This is a genomic window from Patulibacter brassicae, from assembly GCF_033949425.1.
In the GTDB taxonomy this organism is placed as follows: domain Bacteria; phylum Actinomycetota; class Thermoleophilia; order Solirubrobacterales; family Solirubrobacteraceae; genus Patulibacter; species Patulibacter brassicae.
In genome coordinates this window covers 248,497-265,343 of sequence record NZ_JAXAVX010000005.1, presented here as the reverse complement: position 1 = coordinate 265,343, position 16,847 = coordinate 248,497, and the positions used below count along the sequence as shown (strand labels likewise).

At 78.2% G+C, this 16,847-nt stretch carries 14 protein-coding genes; 8 read left to right on the top strand and 6 right to left on the bottom strand.

Annotation, left to right across the window (positions count from 1 at the left end; genetic code table 11):
* Window positions 1-1,854: a thiol reductant ABC exporter subunit CydD gene (gene cydD, locus SK069_RS12395; RefSeq protein WP_319954550.1), complete on the top strand. Its 1,854-nt coding sequence runs from the start codon at window positions 1-3 to the stop codon at window positions 1,852-1,854.
* Window positions 1,851-3,524, top strand: coding sequence for a thiol reductant ABC exporter subunit CydC (gene cydC / locus SK069_RS12390; RefSeq protein WP_319954549.1), 1,674 nt, complete (start codon window positions 1,851-1,853; stop codon window positions 3,522-3,524). Before cydD ends, cydC begins: the two co-directional genes overlap by 4 nt.
* Window positions 3,525-3,619: 95 nt before the next feature.
* Here cydC and SK069_RS12385 read toward each other — a convergent pair whose 3' ends face one another.
* From SK069_RS12385 to SK069_RS12375, 3 genes are all read right to left on the bottom strand, one after another.
* Window positions 3,620-4,612 (bottom strand): DUF7065 domain-containing protein, encoded by a 993-nt coding sequence (locus SK069_RS12385; RefSeq protein ID WP_319954548.1) that lies wholly within the window; start codon window positions 4,610-4,612, stop codon window positions 3,620-3,622.
* 11 nt (window positions 4,613-4,623) lie between these two features.
* On the bottom strand, window positions 4,624-5,730 hold the full coding sequence (locus tag SK069_RS12380) for a phosphotransferase family protein (protein WP_319954547.1): 1,107 nt from the start codon (window positions 5,728-5,730) through the stop codon (window positions 4,624-4,626).
* A 167-nt stretch (window positions 5,731-5,897) separates the two neighbouring features.
* A complete protein-coding gene (locus tag SK069_RS12375) occupies window positions 5,898-6,566 on the bottom strand; it encodes a TetR/AcrR family transcriptional regulator (protein WP_319954546.1) in 669 nt (222 codons plus the stop codon).
* Between the two features lie 124 nt (window positions 6,567-6,690).
* On the opposite strand from SK069_RS12375, the gene SK069_RS12370 reads away from it, so the two are divergent.
* The 3 genes from SK069_RS12370 (at window position 6,691) to SK069_RS12360 (ending at window position 9,875) form a co-directional block, all read left to right on the top strand.
* Complete coding sequence (locus SK069_RS12370) at window positions 6,691-8,469, top strand: cytochrome P450 (RefSeq protein ID WP_319954545.1); 1,779 nt, start codon at window positions 6,691-6,693, stop codon at window positions 8,467-8,469.
* 60 nt (window positions 8,470-8,529) lie between these two features.
* Window positions 8,530-9,165 carry a TetR/AcrR family transcriptional regulator gene (locus SK069_RS12365; protein WP_319954544.1) on the top strand — a complete coding sequence of 212 codons (636 nt, stop codon included), beginning with the start codon at window positions 8,530-8,532 and terminating at the stop codon, window positions 9,163-9,165.
* Window positions 9,166-9,266: 101 nt separating this feature from the next.
* Complete coding sequence (locus SK069_RS12360) at window positions 9,267-9,875, top strand: flavodoxin family protein (RefSeq protein ID WP_319954543.1); 609 nt, start codon at window positions 9,267-9,269, stop codon at window positions 9,873-9,875.
* Window positions 9,876-9,911: 36 nt separating this feature from the next.
* On the opposite strand, the gene SK069_RS12355 is transcribed toward SK069_RS12360, so the two are convergent.
* The 3 genes from SK069_RS12355 to SK069_RS12335 form a co-directional block, all read right to left on the bottom strand.
* Complete coding sequence (locus SK069_RS12355) at window positions 9,912-10,745, bottom strand: alpha/beta fold hydrolase (RefSeq protein WP_319954542.1); 834 nt, start codon at window positions 10,743-10,745, stop codon at window positions 9,912-9,914.
* 76 nt (window positions 10,746-10,821) lie between these two features.
* Window positions 10,822-12,774, bottom strand: a complete 1,953-nt coding sequence (moaC, locus tag SK069_RS20300) for a cyclic pyranopterin monophosphate synthase MoaC (protein WP_406628286.1) — start codon at window positions 12,772-12,774, stop codon at window positions 10,822-10,824.
* Complete coding sequence (locus SK069_RS12335; RefSeq protein WP_319954541.1) at window positions 12,771-14,027, bottom strand: molybdopterin molybdotransferase MoeA; 1,257 nt, start codon at window positions 14,025-14,027, stop codon at window positions 12,771-12,773. Before SK069_RS12335 ends, moaC begins: the two co-directional genes overlap by 4 nt.
* A gap of 112 nt (window positions 14,028-14,139) precedes the next feature.
* On the opposite strand from SK069_RS12335, the gene mobA reads away from it, so the two are divergent.
* From mobA to SK069_RS12320, 3 genes are all read left to right on the top strand, one after another.
* The gene (mobA, locus tag SK069_RS12330; protein ID WP_319954540.1) at window positions 14,140-14,700 is read left to right on the top strand and encodes a molybdenum cofactor guanylyltransferase; all 561 of its coding nucleotides are present in this window, start codon (window positions 14,140-14,142) and stop codon (window positions 14,698-14,700) included.
* Between the two features lie 55 nt (window positions 14,701-14,755).
* Window positions 14,756-15,805, top strand: coding sequence for a phosphotransferase family protein (locus SK069_RS12325; protein WP_319954539.1), 1,050 nt, complete (start codon window positions 14,756-14,758; stop codon window positions 15,803-15,805).
* Between the two features lie 118 nt (window positions 15,806-15,923).
* The gene (locus SK069_RS12320; RefSeq protein WP_319954538.1) at window positions 15,924-16,838 is read left to right on the top strand and encodes a PAS domain-containing protein; all 915 of its coding nucleotides are present in this window, start codon (window positions 15,924-15,926) and stop codon (window positions 16,836-16,838) included.
* Window positions 16,839-16,847: the final 9 nt, after the last annotated feature.

The following is a 16,847-nucleotide window of genomic DNA, read 5'->3' as shown; positions in this document are numbered from 1 at the left end:
GTGCGCGGCGCGCGCGCTCGACGCGACGACGACGTCGCTCAGCTCCTCGGCGGTCGCCGCGCGGCCGCGGTGCTCGGGCTCGCCGAGGCGGCGCTGACCGTCGCCGTGGCGCTGCTGCTCGCCCACGCCATCGCCCTCGGCGTCGCGGGCGTGCCGGATCCCGGGGCGGTCGCGCCGACGCTCGCCGCGCTCGCGAGCGTCATCCTCGCGCGAGCCGCCACCGGCGCCGCCGCCGAGCTCGCCGGGGCCCGCGCGGGGCGGCGTGCGGTCGCGCGCCTGCGGGCGGCGACGGTCGACGCCGCGCTCGCGAGCGCCGGCAGCGGCGACACCCGTCCCGGCGCCCTGGCCGCGACGGCGGTCCACGGGGCCGACGCCGTCGGGCGCTACGCGGGCCGCTACCGTCCGGCCCGGATCGTCGGCACGGTCGGTCCGCTGCTGGCGCTCGGCGCCGTCGCGGTCGTCGACCCGCTGAGCGCGGGCCTGCTGGCCGTCGCGCTGCCGATCGGGATCGTCTTCCTCGCCCTCGTCGGGCTGCGCGCGCAGGCGGCCACCGACGAGCGACACGCGGGCCTGCTCCTGCTCCAGGGGCATCTGCTCGACGTCCTGCGCGGACTGCCGGTCCTGCGGGCGCACGGTCGCGCCCGGTTCCAGGTCGACCAGGTCCGCGCGGCCGGGGAGGCGTATCGCTCGGGCACCGTCGCCGTGCTGCGGGAGGCGTTCCTGTCGAGCTTCGTGCTCGAGCTCGTCGCGATGCTCGGCACCGCGCTCGTCGCCGTCGCCTGCGGCCTGCGCCTCGCCCAGGGAGCGATGGACTTCGGACCCGCCATCGCCGCGCTCGTGCTCGCGCCGGAGGTCTTCGGGCCGCTGCGACGCCTCGGCGCCGAGTACCACGCGGCCGCCGACGCCGAGCCCGTGCTCCGCGAGCTCGCGACGGCCGCCGCACGGCCGGCCACGGTCCCGACCGGCCGGGGCGTCCAGGAACTGCGCGACCCCGGCGTGCACGACCTCGCGCTGCGCGCCGTGACCTGCGCCACCGACGACCGCGCCCGACCGGCGCTGGAGCGCGTGGACCTGCGGATCGGCGCCGGCCGGACCACCGCCCTCGTCGGACCTTCGGGCTCGGGCAAGACGACCCTCCTGCGTCTGCTCGCCGGGTTGCGCTCACCGGATGCGGGCAGCGTGCGCTGCGGCGGACGCCCGATCGACGCCGGTGACCTCGCAGCCTGGCGGGACGGGATCGCCTGGGTCCCGCAGCGCCCGACGCTCCTGCCCGGGACCCTGCGCGACAACCTCCAGCCGCCCGCGTCCCGCAGCGACCGCTCGCTGACGGGGGCCCTGCGGACCGCGGGCCTCGGACCGCTGCTGGCGGCCCTGCCGGCGGGACTCGACACGCCGATGGGGGAGGGCGGGCTGCCGCTCTCGGCGGGCGAGCTGCGCCGCCTGGCGGTGGCGCGGGCGCTCCTGCGCGAGCCGCGGCTCGTCCTCGTGGACGAGCCGACGGCGAACCTCGACCCCGACGCCGCGGCGTCCGTCGTGGCGGCGCTCGACCGGCTCGTCACGGGCCGGACCGCGGTGATCGCCTCCCACGATCCCGCGCCGCTGCGGCTGGCGCACGACGTCGTCGTGCTCGAGGCCGGGCGCGTCGTCCAGCAGCGCCCGGCGCGCCCGGCGCCGCCCGCCCCGGTCCCGGCGGATCCGCCGGTGCACGTCCCGACGCTCCCGGCCACGGCCACGGCCGCGCCGGCCATCCGGACCGCATGGACCGCGGGACCGGACCGCTCCGCCCTGCGCGGATCCGCGGGCCGCGCGGTCGTCGCGCTGGTGCCCGACCCCGACCCGAAGGACCCCCGATGAGCTCCGCTCTCGCCGCGCCCGTCCCGGCGCCCGACCGCCGTCCCGGGACGGTCGCCGCCGTGCGCGCGGCGCTGCGCCTGGCGACGGCCGTCGAGCGGCGCCGGATCGCCGCGGCCGCCGCGCTCAGCGCGCTGGCCGGCCTCGCGGGGACCGCGCTCCTGGCGCTGTCGGGGTACCTCATCGCGCACGCCGCCCAGCAGCCGCCGGTCCTCTCGCTCACGGTGGCGATCGTCTGCGTCCGGGCGCTGAGCCTCGTGCGGGCCCTCGCTCGCTACGGCGAGCGGCTCGTCGGCCACGACGCGGTCCTGCGCACGCTCGCGCGCCTGCGGGGGTCGCTCTTCTCGGCGCTGCTCCCCGCGCGCGCCGGTCGCGGGCGCGACGCGAGCGCCGTGGCCGACGCGGTGGTCGCGGACGTCGACGGAGTGCAGGATGCGTTCCTTCGATCGGTCGCGCCGCTGGCCGCCGCCGTGCTGGTGACGGTGCCCGCCGCCGTCGTCGCCGGCCTGCTGCTGCCGGCCGCCGCGGTCGTCGTGCTCGGCACGGCGCTGGCGGTCGGGGTGCTCGTCCCGCTGCTGGCGCAGGTCGCCGCGGCGCGGCTCGGGGAGGCGCGCGCCGCGCACCGCACCGCGATGGTGCGCGACCTCGCCGCGACGCTCGACGCGGCCGAGGAGCTCGTCGCGCACGGCGCCGGCGACGGCCGCCGCGCCCTCCTGGCCGCGGAGGCGGCCGCGCTCGGTCGGGCGGAGGACCGCGAACACCGGGCAACCGTCCTGACGGGCGCGGCGGCCAGCGCGCTCGCCGGCCTCGGCGCCGTCGCGATGCTCGCCGTCGCGCTGCGGGCCGTCGAGCACGGGACCCTGGACCCGGTCCTGACCGGCCTGCTCGCCCTGCTGGCCCTCGGCCTCGGCGAGGTGCTGGCGGGGGTGCCGGCAGCGGGGCGGGAGCTGCACGCGACGGCCGACGCGGTCGCGCGGGTCGGCGGGCTGCTCCGGACGGCGGCCCCCGCGACGGACGTCGTCCCGGCGGACGACGCGATCGTCCTGCGCGACGTGTCGATCGGCCGCGCCGGCCGGACGATCCTCACCGGCCTGGACCTGACGATCGGCCGCGGCGAGCGCGTCGCGCTGCTCGGCCCGAGCGGCGCGGGCAAGAGCACCGTCGGCGACCTGCTCGTGGGCTTCCTCGAGCCGGAGGCGCACGCGGGCGCCGCGACGGTCGGCGGCGCCGATCTGCGCGAGGTCGACGAGATCGCGCTGCGGTGCCTCGTCCTCCACGTGCCGCAGGAGCCGTACCTCTTCGACGCGACGCTGCGGGCGAACCTCCGGCTCGCGGCGCCCGACGCGGACGACGACGCGCTGCGTGCGGCGCTCGCGGCGGTCGGGGCGGGACCGTGGCTCGCCGGACTGCGCGACGGCCTCGATTCGGCGCTCGGCGAGCGCGGCGCGCGCTGCTCGGGCGGCGAGCGGCAGCGGATCGGCCTGGCTCGCGCGGTCCTCGCGCCGCAGCGGACCGTCGTGCTCGACGAGCCCGCCAGCCACCTGCCCGCAGCGGACGCCGTCGCCGCGCTGCGGGCGGTGCTCGATGCGGTCCCCGGACGCGGTGCGCTGCTCGTCGCCCACCGCGTGGAGGAGCAGGCGCTCGCCGACCGGGCCGTCCGGCTGCCGGCCTGAGGACCGCCTCCGGAGGGGTCGCGACGCGATGCGTCAGCGGCGCGCGTCCGCGCGCCGCGTCGCTGGAAGCGGGCCCGAGAGCCGGCGGGCCCGGGTCACGCCGCCGTGGTCGAGGAGGCGCGCCGCAGGCCCTCGTCGGTGCGACCGCCGAGGTAGGTCGTGATCGGGCCTCGCCCGGCACGCGGGTTCGTCGAGATCTCGAGGTCGCCGAAGCCGACCCGGCCGTCCAGCTCGGCCCGGCCGATCGCGTCGATCCACGCGACGTCGTGGTGCTCGTTGAGGAGCCCCTGGCCGGCGCGCAGGTCGACGAAGAGCCGCTCGCCGTCGGGCAGCACGAGCGTCGCGGTCCCCGCCCGCGACGTGATGCCGTCCGCCTCGATCCGGACCCCGACGTGGACGTCGCTCGTGCGGGTCACGACGCCGTCGCGCACGACGTAGCCGTAGCCGCCGAGCGACCCGTCGACGGCGTGCCAGACGATCGTCCCGAGGCTCAGGTCGGGGCCGAAGACCACCGGGGTCCAGCGGTGGTTGAGGATCGTCTCCCACCGCCGGACGCCCCAGCTGTGATCGCGGTGGCAGAGGCCGTCGATCGCGTGCTCGCGCCCGTCGAGGACGACCGTGCCGGTGATCCGGCCGGACGTCTCGAAGTGGTTGCTGGCGAACTCGTCGACGAGCGACCCGGCGCTCTTCGGGAAGAAGTCGACCCGGGGGTAGAAGTCCTCGACGACGAGGTCGACCTCCAGCCCGTCCTCCTGCGCTCTCAGGCGCGCACGGCCGTCGTACTCGATCCGCCAGGCGCCTCCGAGACCGCCGAAGCCGAGCTCGGGGCGGTCGGCGTCGGTCAGCGGCGCGGCGGCGTTGCGGCGGAAGCTCGTGCCCTCATCCGTCACGACGCCGCCGGTGACGACGGCGATGCCGCCCTCGAAGTGGGGCTCGTGCCCGATCCGGACGATGCCGCCGAGGCCGGCGGCGTCGTCGTGCCAGGCGACGACGACGCTCTCCTGCCACCAGGTCGTGCCGTCGGAGTCGTGGGCGAGCTCGGAGCGGTCGTCGTGCTCGACGACCTCGGGGATCTGCTGCTCGGTCATGGGATCCTCGGTCAGCGGTTGCCGATGAAGTGGACGCCGTCGCCGTCGGGCGCGGGCATCCCCGCCAGCGCGCAGAACAGCTGCAGCATGAGGTTGTTGCTCGCCATGCCGTTGTCGGGCGGCAGGAGGCCGGCGTCGGTCATGAGCTGCGCGGCGCGGACCATCATCACCGCGGCCCGCAGTCCCGCGAACGCCTCGTGGAAGGCGACGGCCTCGCGGTCGACGGCCCGGCCGGCGAGCTCCTCGTAGCGGGCGATCGTCGCGTCGCGGTCGCGCAGGCCCTCGGGCAGCGGGGCGCCGATGCCCTCGGTGTGATGCCGGAGGAAGAAGAGCCACCAGCCGAGGTCGAGCTCGGGCGCGCCGAGGCCGACCATCTCCCAGTCCAGGACGCCGGCGACCGCGCCGTCGTCGGTGAGGAGGAGGTTCCCGGGCCGCGCGTCGCCCCAGCTGACGCCGGGCTCCGCCGGCTCGTCGGGCCGGTGCTCGCGCAGCCACGCGAAGCCGGCCTCGATCGCCGGCACGCGCTGCGCGCCGGCGACCCGCGCGTAGAACGCCTCGTACAGCGCGATCCGCTCCTCGACGGTCCGCAGCAGCCCGGGCACGTCCGCGAGTCGGGCGGGGTCGGTGGCGTGGACGGCGACGAGGGCACCGAGGGCCGCGTCGTCGAGCGTCCGCCGGCGCACGGGGTCGAGCTCATGGATCCAGCCCGAGACGGTGAACGGCGGATCGTCGGCGAGCGTCCGGCCCGGCAGGCGCTCGAGGACGAGGAACGGCCCGCCGAGCAGGTCGGCGTCCGGCTCGTGCCAGAGCGCCTCGGGCACCGGGACCGCGCTGCCGCGCAGCGCCCGGAGGACCGCGAGCTCCGTTCCGAGGTCGTAGGTCGTCGGCGTGACGCCGGTGCCGGCCGGCGGCGCGACGCGGACCACGAGGCTCCGCCGCCGGACGTCGCCGTCCTGCTCCCACGCCGCGTCGAGCAGGACCGTCTCGTTGGAGACACCGCTCGCGCGGGGGACGACGACGTCCGTGACGGTCACGGCGGGGACGCCGAGGCGCGCCGCGAGCCAGGGCTCCAGGCGCTGACGGGCGTGGTCGGGGTCGATCGAGTTGACGAGGGCCACGGGCGTGCTCCGGTCGCGAGAGGGTGACGTCAGTCACTTATAGAGCATCGGCTCCCGAATGAACAAGTATTCATTCACCGCAGCCGCAGCCGCAGCCGCAGCCGCAGCCGCAGCCGCAGGCACCCAGCGGGCCCGGCCGACCCGCGCGGCCCGCGCCGCCGGCCCGATCAGCCCGCCGCGGGGATGCCGGCGATGCCCGGCAGCGGCCGAGCGGCGATCGCGCGCGCTTCCGCCTGCGGGACGCCGGCGGCGCGCAGCAGCACGGTGGCGCTGCGTCGACCGACGTCCTCGTCGAGCTCGCCGGCGAGCGCGGACCGCAGGACGCCGAGCGTGCCGCCCATCGTGAAGGCGAGCATCGTGTCGAGGTCGTCGATCGCGAGGCGCCCCTCGGCGATCCCGCGCTCGAACACCGGACGCGCGTGGTGGGCGAGCTGCCGCGCGAAGAGCGCATCCACGCCGTCGAGCTGGACGACGAGCCGCGCGAGCGGCGGGTCGGCGTGCGCGAGGCGGATGAACCACCGGTGCGCCACGGCGACCGCCTCGGCGGCGTCGTCGAGGTCCTTCGCCACGCCGATCGCCACCGCGGCGACCGCCTCGAGCGCCTCGGCGAAGACGGCGGCCACGAGGGCGTCCTTGTCGGAGAAGTGGTGGTAGAGCGAGGCGAAGCCGACGTCGGCGCGGGCGGTGACGTCGCGCAGCGTCGTGGCCTCGACGCCCCGCTCGGCGATGAGCTCGCGCGCCGCGGCGACGAGCCGCTGGCGGGCGCGCTCGCGCCGGCGCTCGACCCGGGGGCTCGACGGCGCGGCGTCGGGGGCGGGGGGCGGAGGAGCGGCCATGCGACGGGCGGTCGCGTCGACGCGACCGCCCGCACCGTACCGGGCGGCGGGACGGCGTCCGGCGCCCGGAGCGCCGCTCCGCGGGCGGCGGATCGCGGAGCGCGTCCGCGGGTAGCCGGTCGGCGTGCCCGTCGACGCGCCCGACCCCGACCCCGCGCTGCCGCCCGGCCCGTCCGCCCCGAGCGCGCTCCAGGCGCCGCTGCTGGCGCGCGACCCGCTCGGTGCGCTGCGCCGTTGCCGCGCGCGCTACGGCCCGGTCTTCACCGTGCGCACGCCCCTGGGCGCGCGGACGGTGGTGGTCGCCGACCCCGAGCCCGCGCTGCGGCTCGTGGGCGGCGACCCGGAGATCGCCGCGGCGGGTGCCGCGCGCCGGTCCGTCCTGCCGCAGGCCTCGGCGCGGTCGCTCTTCGGCGGCGACGGCGACGCGCACCGAGCGCTGCGCGAGCGCTCGTCCGGGCCGTTCGACGGGGACCGCCTCGAGCAGCGCCGCGGCGCGATCGAGCGGATCGCGGCGGAGCACCTCGCGACGTGGCCGGCCGCGCGGCCGACGCGGCTGCTGCCGCGGGCGCGGCGCCTGCTGCAGGCGGTGTTCGTCCGGGAGGTCCTGGGCGTGGAGGACGACGAGCGGGCGGCACGGCTCGTGGACGCGATGCAGCGCGTCCTCGCCACGCCCGGCAATCCGCCGCTCACGCCGCCCGATCGCGACGTGCCGCTCGTCGGCCCGGTCGCCCATGCGGTCGTCGAGCGCCGCCTGCGGCTGCTCCGCCCGCTGCTGGCGGCCGAGCTCGCCGCGCGTCGCCGGGCCGGCGATCCGGGTCCCGGGCTGCTCGGCACCCTCCTGCGCGCTCGGCCGTCCGCCGAGGCCGACGACGCGGTCGCCGAGCTGCTCGTCGTGCTCGCCGCCGCCCAGGAGCCGCCGGCGATCGCGCTCACGCGGGTCCTCGAGCGCCTCGGCCGCCATCCGGACCTCGCCGACGAGCTGGCCGAGGCCGGCGACGCGCACCCGCGCTTCGCGGCGGTCCTCGACGAGTGCCTGCGCCTCGATCCGCCGGCGATGGGCGCGCTGCGCCGGCTGCGTGCGCCCCTGGACGCCGGCGGCCACCGGCTGCCGGCCGGGACGGACGTGCTCGTGCCGATCGGCCTGCTGCACCGCGACCCCGACGCCTTCCCCGCGCCGGACGCGTTCCGGCCCGAGCGGTTCCCGGACGCGGAGCGTCCCGCGACGTTCCTGCCCTTCGGCGGCGGCCGACGGCGCTGCCCGGGCGAGCGGCTCGCGCGGCTGGAGCTCGGTGTCATGGTGCCCCTCGTGCTGCGCGATCGCCGGATCCGCCCGCTCACCCGCGGACACGAGCGCCCCGTCCAGCGCGCCACCGTCGTCGTGCCGCGGCGCAGCGGGCTCGCCGTCGCGCCGTCCCGGCGGGGCTCCGCCGGCCGGATGCTCGCGCGGCTCGCCGTCGCCGCCGCGGCCCTGGCGCTCGTGCTGCCGGCCGCGGGGCCGCCCGCCGCCGACGCGGCGTCCGCGGCGAGCAAGGAGCGGCAGATCCTCCAGTGCGTGAACCGGGAGCGGGCGACGCGCGGGCTCCCGACGCTGCGGCGCTCCTCGCCGCTCACGCGGGCGGCGCGCCTCCACGCCCGGCAGATGCGCACGAAGCGCTTCTTCGCCCACGAGGACCCCGCCGGCCGCGGGCCGCGCGAGCGGGTCCGGCGCTTCACGAGCCGGTTCACCACCATCGGCGAGAACATCGCGGCCGGCAACGCCGGCGCGGCGGCGACCTGCCGGCAGTGGATGGCCAGCCCCGGGCACCGCGCGAACATCCGGCGCCGCGGCTACCGCGTCCTCGGGGTGGGCTACGCCACCGGGGGTCCCTGGCGCCACTACTGGGTCCAGGTCTTCGCGGGCTGAGCGCCCGGCCGGACGTCGATCGCGGCCCCCGGCCGGGCCGGGCATCCCTACGCTTCCCGCATGGCCTCGGTGACCCGACGCGGGAAGAACGGCCGCGCCGGTCGCGGGACGGTCGAGGGCCACATCTTCGAGGCGGTCGAGCGGCTGCTCGCCGCGGGGGAGTCGTTCACCGCCGTCGGCGTCCAGCGGATCGCCGACGAGGCGGGCATCGCGCGGTCGAGCTTCTACCTGAACTTCGCCGACAAGGTCGACCTGCTCATGCGGCTCAGCGACGCCGCCACGCGGGACCTCTTCGCGATCGCGGAGGCGTGGGTCGAGGACCGCGACCGCAGCCTCGAGGGCCTCGAGATCGGCATCACGGAGGTCATCGGCGAGTACCGGGCGCACGCCGGGACGCTGGCCGCCGTGACCGAGGTCGCGGCGTACGACGGCGAGGTCGCCGCGCACTGGCAGGCGCTCGTCGATCGGTTCGCCGCCGTCTGGGAGGACGCGATCGCCGCCGACCAGCGCGCGGGCCGCGCGCCGGCCGATCTCGACGTCCCGGCCACCGTGCGGTTCGTCGCGTGGGGGATCGAGCGGGCGGTCGCGCGGCACATCGCCGACGAGCGGCCGCCGTCGGAGGACGCCGCCGTGGCCACCGCGCTGGCGCGCGCCACCTGGGCGGCGTTCTACGCGCGCCGGACCGACCTGCCCTGAGCCGGGAGCCGGCGACCTTCGGGGTCAGCCAGCCGCCGCTCGGCGGGCTCGCGTCCCGGGCGGACGTTTCGTGGCGGGAGGGGCGCGGGTAGCCCCTGGTCGTGCACGCCCTCTGCCTGAACTGCACCCTCAAGCGCTCCCCCGAGCCGTCGAACACCGGCGACCTGGCGCAGGTCGTCCTCGGCGCGCTCGCCGAGCGCGGCGTCACGACCGAGACGATCCGCGTCGTCGACCACCAGGTCGATCCGGGCGTCGTGTCGGAGGCCGTCTCCGACGGGGACGAGTGGCCGGCGCTGCGCGAGCGCGTGCTGGCCGCCGACATCCTCATCATCGCCACCCCGACGTGGCTCGGTCAGCCGTCGAGCGTCTCCAAGCGCGTGCTCGAGCGGATGGACGCCTTCCTCTCGGAGACCGACGACGACGGGGTGCCCGTCGCGTACAACCGGGTGGCCGGCGTCGTGGTGACCGGCAACGAGGACGGCGCCCACCACTGCATCGGCGAGGTCGGCGGCGCGCTCAACGACATCGGCTACACGCAGCCGCCCCAGAACTGGACCTACTGGAACAAGGGCCCGGGACCGGGGGAGGAGGAGTGGTCGACCACCGACGAGAAGGACTGGACGATCAGCACCGGCAAGGCGTGCGCGAGCAACCTCTTCGCCGTGGCGACCGCCCTGGCGGCGTCGCCGATCCCCGCGCCGCCCTCCTGATCGCGGCCCCGGCCCGACCCGCCGCGCCGACGACGCTCAGCGGGCGGCCCAGCCGAGCACGAGCTCGGCGGTCCGCTCCGGCTCCTCGACGGGGAACCAGTGCCCCGGCCCGGGCAGCCGGACGTAGGCGAACTCGCCGTCGACGTAGCGGGCGGAGCCGACGAGCTGACGCTCGGTGAGGTAGTCGTCGCCGGTGCTGAAGACCCCGAGGGTCGGCACGCGGCAGCGGCCCCAGCGGCGCGTGAGCAGCGCGCCGAGGTTCGCCCGGTACCAGTCGATCCCGGCGGTGAGCCGCCCGGGCCGCGTCACGTGGGCGCGCACGTGCTCGAAGCGCGGATGCGTCCGCAGGAACCGCCGCGCGAGCCGCAGGTCGGACGCCAGCAGCAGCCGCTCCGGCAGCCCGCGCACCTGGAAGAGCAGGACGTAGAGGCCCTTGCGCTGCTGCTCGAGGCCGGCCGAGCGGTAGGAGGAGGGATGGCCGACGGAGAGCGCGACGTGGCGGCGGAACCGGGCGGGGTGCGCGATCGCCGCCATCCAGGAGATCATCGCCCCCCAGTCGTGGCCGACGAGCGTTACGGGCTCGGTGACGCCGCGCGCGTCGAGGACCTCGAGCACGTCGGCGACGATCCGGTCCGCGGCGTAGCGGCCGACCCCCGCGGGCGCGTCGGACGCGCCGGCCGAGCGCTGGTCGTAGCGGATCACCCGGTGCCCGCCGGCGACGAGCAGCGGCACGACGCCGTCCCACATCGTCCGGTCGTCGGGGAATCCGTGCAGCAGGACGATCGGGTCCCCCTGGCCGACGTCCTCGACGACCAGCGCGACCCCGTCGGAGGTGCGGACGGTCGTCGTCTCGTCGGTCACGGTGGGCATGGCCGCACGCTAGCCGAACAGGGTGTTCGGCGCGTGCGGCCGCTGCCCGGGTCGGCCGGGGGGACGCGACGCCGCCTCAGCGCCGCAGGAGCCGCACGACGTGGTCGAGCACCGGCTCGAGCACCGGCAGCGCCTCGCCGGCCGCCTTCGGCGTGCCCGGCAGGTTCACGACGAGCGTCCGGCCGCGGGCCGCGGCGACGCCGCGCGAGAGCGGCCACGCGTGGGTGTGCTCGCGCGCGGCGAGCCGCAGGGCCTCGGCGATCCCCGGGACCTCGCGGTCGCACGCCTCGAGCGTCGCCTCGGGGGTCACGTCGTCGAGGGTCATCCCCGTGCCGCCCGCGGTCAGCACGACGTCGACGGCGTGCTCGTCGGCGAAGCGGGCGATCGCGGCGGCGATCGCCGCGCGGTCGTCCCGGACCCGCTCCGCGACGGCCACCTCGGCGCGCAGACCGGCGGCGAGCGCGCGCAGGGCCTGGGTCCCGGGATCCTCGGCGGGGCCGCCGGCGCGCGTGGTGGAGACGGTCAGCAGTGCAGCCCGGATCGGCGGGTCGACCGGCCGGCGCGCGTCCCGGCGCGGCGCGGACGCGCCGGAGGGCGACGGGGTCGGCGCGGGGGAGGCCGAGGAGGACACGGCGTCCGTCGTGGCGCCGGACGGCGCCGCCCCGGGGGTGGGCCGCGCCGCGACGACCGCGTGCGGGCCGGCGGCACCCGGCGTCCGCGCGGCGGCGTCCTCCCAGGGCGCGGGCGCGTCGTGGTCGCCCGTGCGCCCGCCGCTCTTGTGGACGAGCGTCACCGGCCCGATCGTCGCGCCGCGCTCGATCCCCTTGACCATGTCGTAGACGTTCACCGCGGCGATCAGCGCGGCGGTGATCGCCTCGATCTCCACGCCGGTCTTGCCGACCGTCCGCGTCTCGGCCTCGATCCGCACCTCGCCGCGCGACGCGACGACCGTCGTGCGCACGTCGACCTTGCTCAGCGGGAGCGGGTGGGCGAGGACGACGAGCTCCGGGACGCGCTTGGCGGCGAGCGTCCCGGCGAGCCGCGCGGTGCCCAGGACGTCGCCCTTCGGCAGGTCGCCCCGCTCGACGAGGGCGGCGGTCGCCGGCGACATCGTCACGAGCGCCGCGGCGACCGCGCGGCGGGCGGTCACGGGCTTCGCGCCGACGTCGACCATCGTCGCCCCGCCGTCCGGACGGAGGTGCGGGAGGAGGCCGCCGGGCCGGCCGAGCTCCGGGTCGTCGGCCGGGACCGGCGCCGCGGGGGCCGAGGGCGACGTCGCGGGCGCCGGGACCGTCGCGGGGATCCCCTCGCGCGCCGGCAGCGTCCCCGCCGGCCGGGCGCGCCGCTCGCCGTCGACCTCCTCCTTCCAGATCGGCGCCGAGGCCTTGATCCGGTCCAGCGCCTCGCGCGCGGCCGCGAACGCCGCGTCGCGATGCGGCGTGGAGACGGCGACCACGACGGCCGGCTCCGGCCACGGCACCGGTCCGACGCGGTGCTCGGCGGCGATCGCGCAGGCGCCGTGTCGCGCGGCGACGTCGGCGAGGATCGCCGCCATCTGCTCGCGCGCCATCTCCTCGTGCGCCTCGTAGTCGAGCTGCGGCACGTCGCGCGGCGTCCCGGAGAACGTCGCGATCGCCCCGGCGCGCCGGTCGGCGACGAGCGCGTGCAGCGCGGCCTGGTCCAGCGGCGCGCGTCGGACGGCCGCGTGGACGACGCGGACGGCACCCGGGTCCTGGCCGCCGGAGACCGGGGGGATCAACGCGACCTCGTCGCCCGACCCGAGCCGCGTGCCGGCGCTCGCGTACTCGCGGTTCACCGCCAGGGCGACGTGCTCGAGCGCGGCCGGCGGGTCCTGGTCGACCAACGCCCAGGCCGCGAGCCACGCGTCGCCCGCCGTCGCGCCGATCGGCAGCCGCAGCGCGATCCGGTCCGCGCCCGCCGACTCGCGCAGCGCCGCGAACAGCCGCACCTCGACCTCGATCGTCCCGTCGCGCACGTCCCCATCCTGCCCCACGACGTCGCTGCTCACGCCCCGGCCTCCGCGCCCGGCAGCGGCAGCACGTCGACCGGCGTGCCCGCGGGGGTGGGCGCGTCGGCGGCGGGGACGATCGCCAGCGCGTCCGCGTCGGCCAGCGGGCGCAGGCGGTGCGACTGCTGCGGGCCGAGCAGCGCGACGGCCATGCCGTCCGCGTCGGCGACGCGCCGGGCGCGCAGGGCGCGCGTCCGGCGCCCGGGCGGCGCCGCCTCGGTCAGCGGCAGGCGCAGCGGCGGCGGCACGACCCCGCCGGTCATCGCGCGCAGAGCGGGCACCACGAGCAGCGCGGCGGTGACGAGCGCCGAGGCGGGGTTGCCCGGCAGGCCGAACGCCGGGCGCGCGCCGCGCCCGTCCGCGGCCGGGAGCGTCCCGATCCACGTCGGGCGCCCGGGCTGGAGGTCCAGTCCGTAGGCCCGCTCGTCGGCGCCGAGCGCCGCGAGCGCCGGACGCACGTGGTCGTGACGCCCGACCGAGACCCCGCCGCAGGTGACGACGACGTCGCCGCCGGCGCCGCCGATCGCGGCGATCGTCGCATCGCGGTCGTCGCCGACCCGGACGACGTCGACCGTCCCGGCGCCCGCCGCGGCCAGCAGCGCGGGCAGGACGAGCCCGTTGACGTCGTGGACCTGGCCGTCGGCGAGCTCGCCGCCCCCGACGAGGACCTCGTCGCCGGTGGCCACGACGGTCACCGTCGGCCGCCGGGCCACGGCGACCTCGGCGATCCCGAGGCCGCCGAGCAGCGCGATCCGCCCGGCGTGCAGCAGCGCGCCGGCGGCGAGGGCCGGCTCGCCGGCGCGGACGTCCTCGCCCGCGCGGCGCACGTCGTGGCCGGCGGTCACCGCGACGCGGACGCGCACCGCGCCGTCCTCCTCGTCGGCGTCCTCGACGCGGACGACGGCGTCGGCGCCCTCCGGCATCCGGGCGCCGGTGCTGATCCGAGCGGCCGTCCCGGGGACGAGACCCTCCGCGGCGGGATGCCCCGCCCGCGACTCGGCTACCAGCGGCAGCGCGACCGGGGCGGCGGCGGTGTCGGCGGCGCGGACCGCGAAGCCGTCCATCGCGGAGTTGTCGAACGGCGGCAGGCTCAGCGGGACGACGACGTCCTCGGCGAGCACCCGGCCCGCCGCGGCGGCCGGCGACAGGCGCTCCACCGCGGTCGGGTGCTCGCCGCCGATCGTGATCGCGACGGTGCGAGCGTCGGCGACGGTCGTGCTCCCGGCGCGGCGGGTGGGGTCGACGGGCGGCATCGCGCCCGAGCCTAGTCGAGTTCCCCGCGCGGACACCCGGGGCGCGGACACCCCGTTCCGGGGGTCGATGGGCCGTCGTCTCCCCACGCCGGGCGATGCGAGACTGGCGGCGATGGAGGCACGGGTGGCGGTGATCCTCGCCGGCGGACGTTCCCGGCGGATGGGCACGCCGAAGGCCGGCGTCCTGCTCGACGGGCGGCCGCTGCTCGCGCACGCGGTCGCCGCCGCGCAGGACGCCGGTCTCCGTCCCGTCGTCGTGGCGAAGGACGACAGCGCCCTGCCGGCCCTGCCCGTCGAGCGCTGGCGCGAGCCGGCCGCCCCGCGCCACCCGCTGACCGGGGTCGCCGCCGCCCTGCGACGCGCCGCGGCCCCGGTGGTCGTCCTCCCGGTCGACCTGCCCGGGGTGCCGGCGGGCCTGCTCGCCGCCCTCGCCGCGCGCCCCGAGCCGCTCGTGGTGGTGCGCGGCGCCGGCCGGCTGCACCCCCTCCTCGGCCGGTTCGGACCGGAGCACGCCGACGCGCTGGAGCGGGCGGCCGACGCCGGCGCGCCGGTCGTGACGACCGTCGAGGCGCTGGGCGCCGCCGTCCTGGGCGACGACGAGCTCCGCGTCCACGGCGACCCCGCCGTCCTGCTGCGCAACGTCAACCGTCCCGAGGACCTGCCGGCCGCTTGAGGACGGCGCCGCGCCATCGTCCCACCGCGGCCGCGCGACGTGCGAGGCTCGCGGCATGCACGAGCCGACCGCGGCGATCCCCGGCGTCGACCTCGACCGGCTGACCGCGTGGCTGCGCGAGAGCGGCACGAGCGACGCCCCGGTCGAGGACGTGCGCGCCGTCGGCGGCGGCACCCAGAACATCATGGTCGCGTTCCGCTCCGGCGCGCTGGACGTCGTGCTGCGGCGGGGCCCGCTGCACCCGCGCGAGCGCACGAACGAGGCGCTGCGCCGCGAGATGCGCCTGCTCCGGGCGCTCGCGCCGACGCCGGTCCCGCATCCCCGGGTCGTCGCGGCGTGCGAGGACCCGGACGTCCTCGGCGGCTCGGTCTTCTACCTGGCCGAGCGGGTCGAGGGGCGCAACCCGGTCCTGGGCCTGCCCGACGGCGTGGCCGACGACGCGGCGGCGCGTCACGCGATGGGCATCTCGATGGTCGACGCGCTGGCGACCCTCGCGCTCGTCGACCACGAGGCGGTCGGTCTCGGCGACTTCGGGCGCCCCGCCGGGTTCCTCGAGCGGCAGGTCCCCCGGTGGCGCGGCGAGCTGGCGCGCTACGCCGAGCTCACCGGCGATGCGGACCACGGGCTGCCCGGCGTCGAGGAGCTCGCCGCCTGGCTCGAGCGCCACCGGCCGGCGACGTTCGCGCCGGGCGTCATGCACGGCGACTACCACCTGGCGAACGTCATGTTCCGGACCGACGCCCCCGCCGTGGCGGCGATCGTCGACTGGGAGATGGCGACGATCGGCGATCCCCTGCTCGACCTCGGCTGGATGCTCGTCACGTGGCCGGAGCCCGGCCGCCCGGCGCTGATCGCGGGCGAGCTGGCGACGCTCGGCGGGCTGCCGGACCGGCGCGAGCTCGCCGGCCGCTACGCCGAGCGGACGGGGCGGGACCTCGCGGACCTCGACTGGTACGTCGCGCTGGCCGGGTTCAAGCTCGCCGTGATCCTCGAGGGCACCTGCGCCCGGGCGCGCGCGGGGAAGGCGGACGCGTCGATCGGCGCGCAGCTCCACGACGCGGCGGTCGAGATCCTCGACCGCGCCGCGAGTGTCGTCGCGGGCTGACGAGGGGCCGTTCGTCCGGTCCCGCGCCGGGGTGGGTAATCGCGGAGCCGGGCGGGTACCGCATCGATGGACGGGGCGCCGTGCACCGTGCCCCACCCGACCGATCCGAGTCCTGCGCATGTCGATGCCCCCCGATCCCGAGTACGTCCGCCTCGCCGAGATGCGTGCCGCGATGGACGCCCTCGAGGACCACGTGACGCTCGTGGATCACGACGGGCGCGTCCTCCACGTGAACGCGGCGTGGCGCGCGTTCGCCCGGCGCAACGCGTGGACGGGGGTGGAGTGGGAGGGGGCGGACTACCTCGCGGTCTGCGACGTGGGGGATCCGGACGCCCGAGCCGTCGCCGACGGCCTGCGCGCGGTCCTCGAGGGACGGCGCCGCGAGTTCGAGATCGAGTACGCCTGTCACGCCCCGGACGAGCTGCGCTGGTTCTCGCTGCGGATCGCCGGCCTGCCGCGGGCGACCGGCGCGGCGGCGGTCCTGAACCACCGCGACGTCACGGAGGAGCACCTGGACCGGCTCGAGCGCGACCGGAGCGGGGAGGCGGATCCGGCCGAGGCCGTCGACGCCCGAGCCCACGGGCGCGACGCGCTGCAGGAGCGGGCCGAGCAGCTCGCGGTGCTGGACCGCACCGTCGGCGCGCTGCTGCTCGAGCTGCCCACCGACGCGCTGGCCGGCACCGGCGAGGGGCACGTCCGGGAGGCGCTCGGGGTCCTCGAGCAGCTCTTCCTGCCCCCGAACGTCACCGGCCGATGGTCCGACCACCGGCTGCTCGTCCTGCTGCCGGGCCTCGACGGCGAGCAGCTGACGCGGGCCGCGCGGACCAGCGGCGACGCGCTGCGGATCCGTCTGCCGCACGCGATCGTCGACCGGCTCGTCATCCGGGGCGGGCACCTGCGGACCGACCTGTCCGCCGACGAGGCGCTGCGCCGCCTGGCCCACGAGCTGCCGGCCTGGCGCCCGGCCGCGGGGGCGCCGGTCCCGGCCGCCCCGTCCCCCGCGGTCGCCGCGCGTCCCCCCGCGGTCACCTGACGAGCCGGC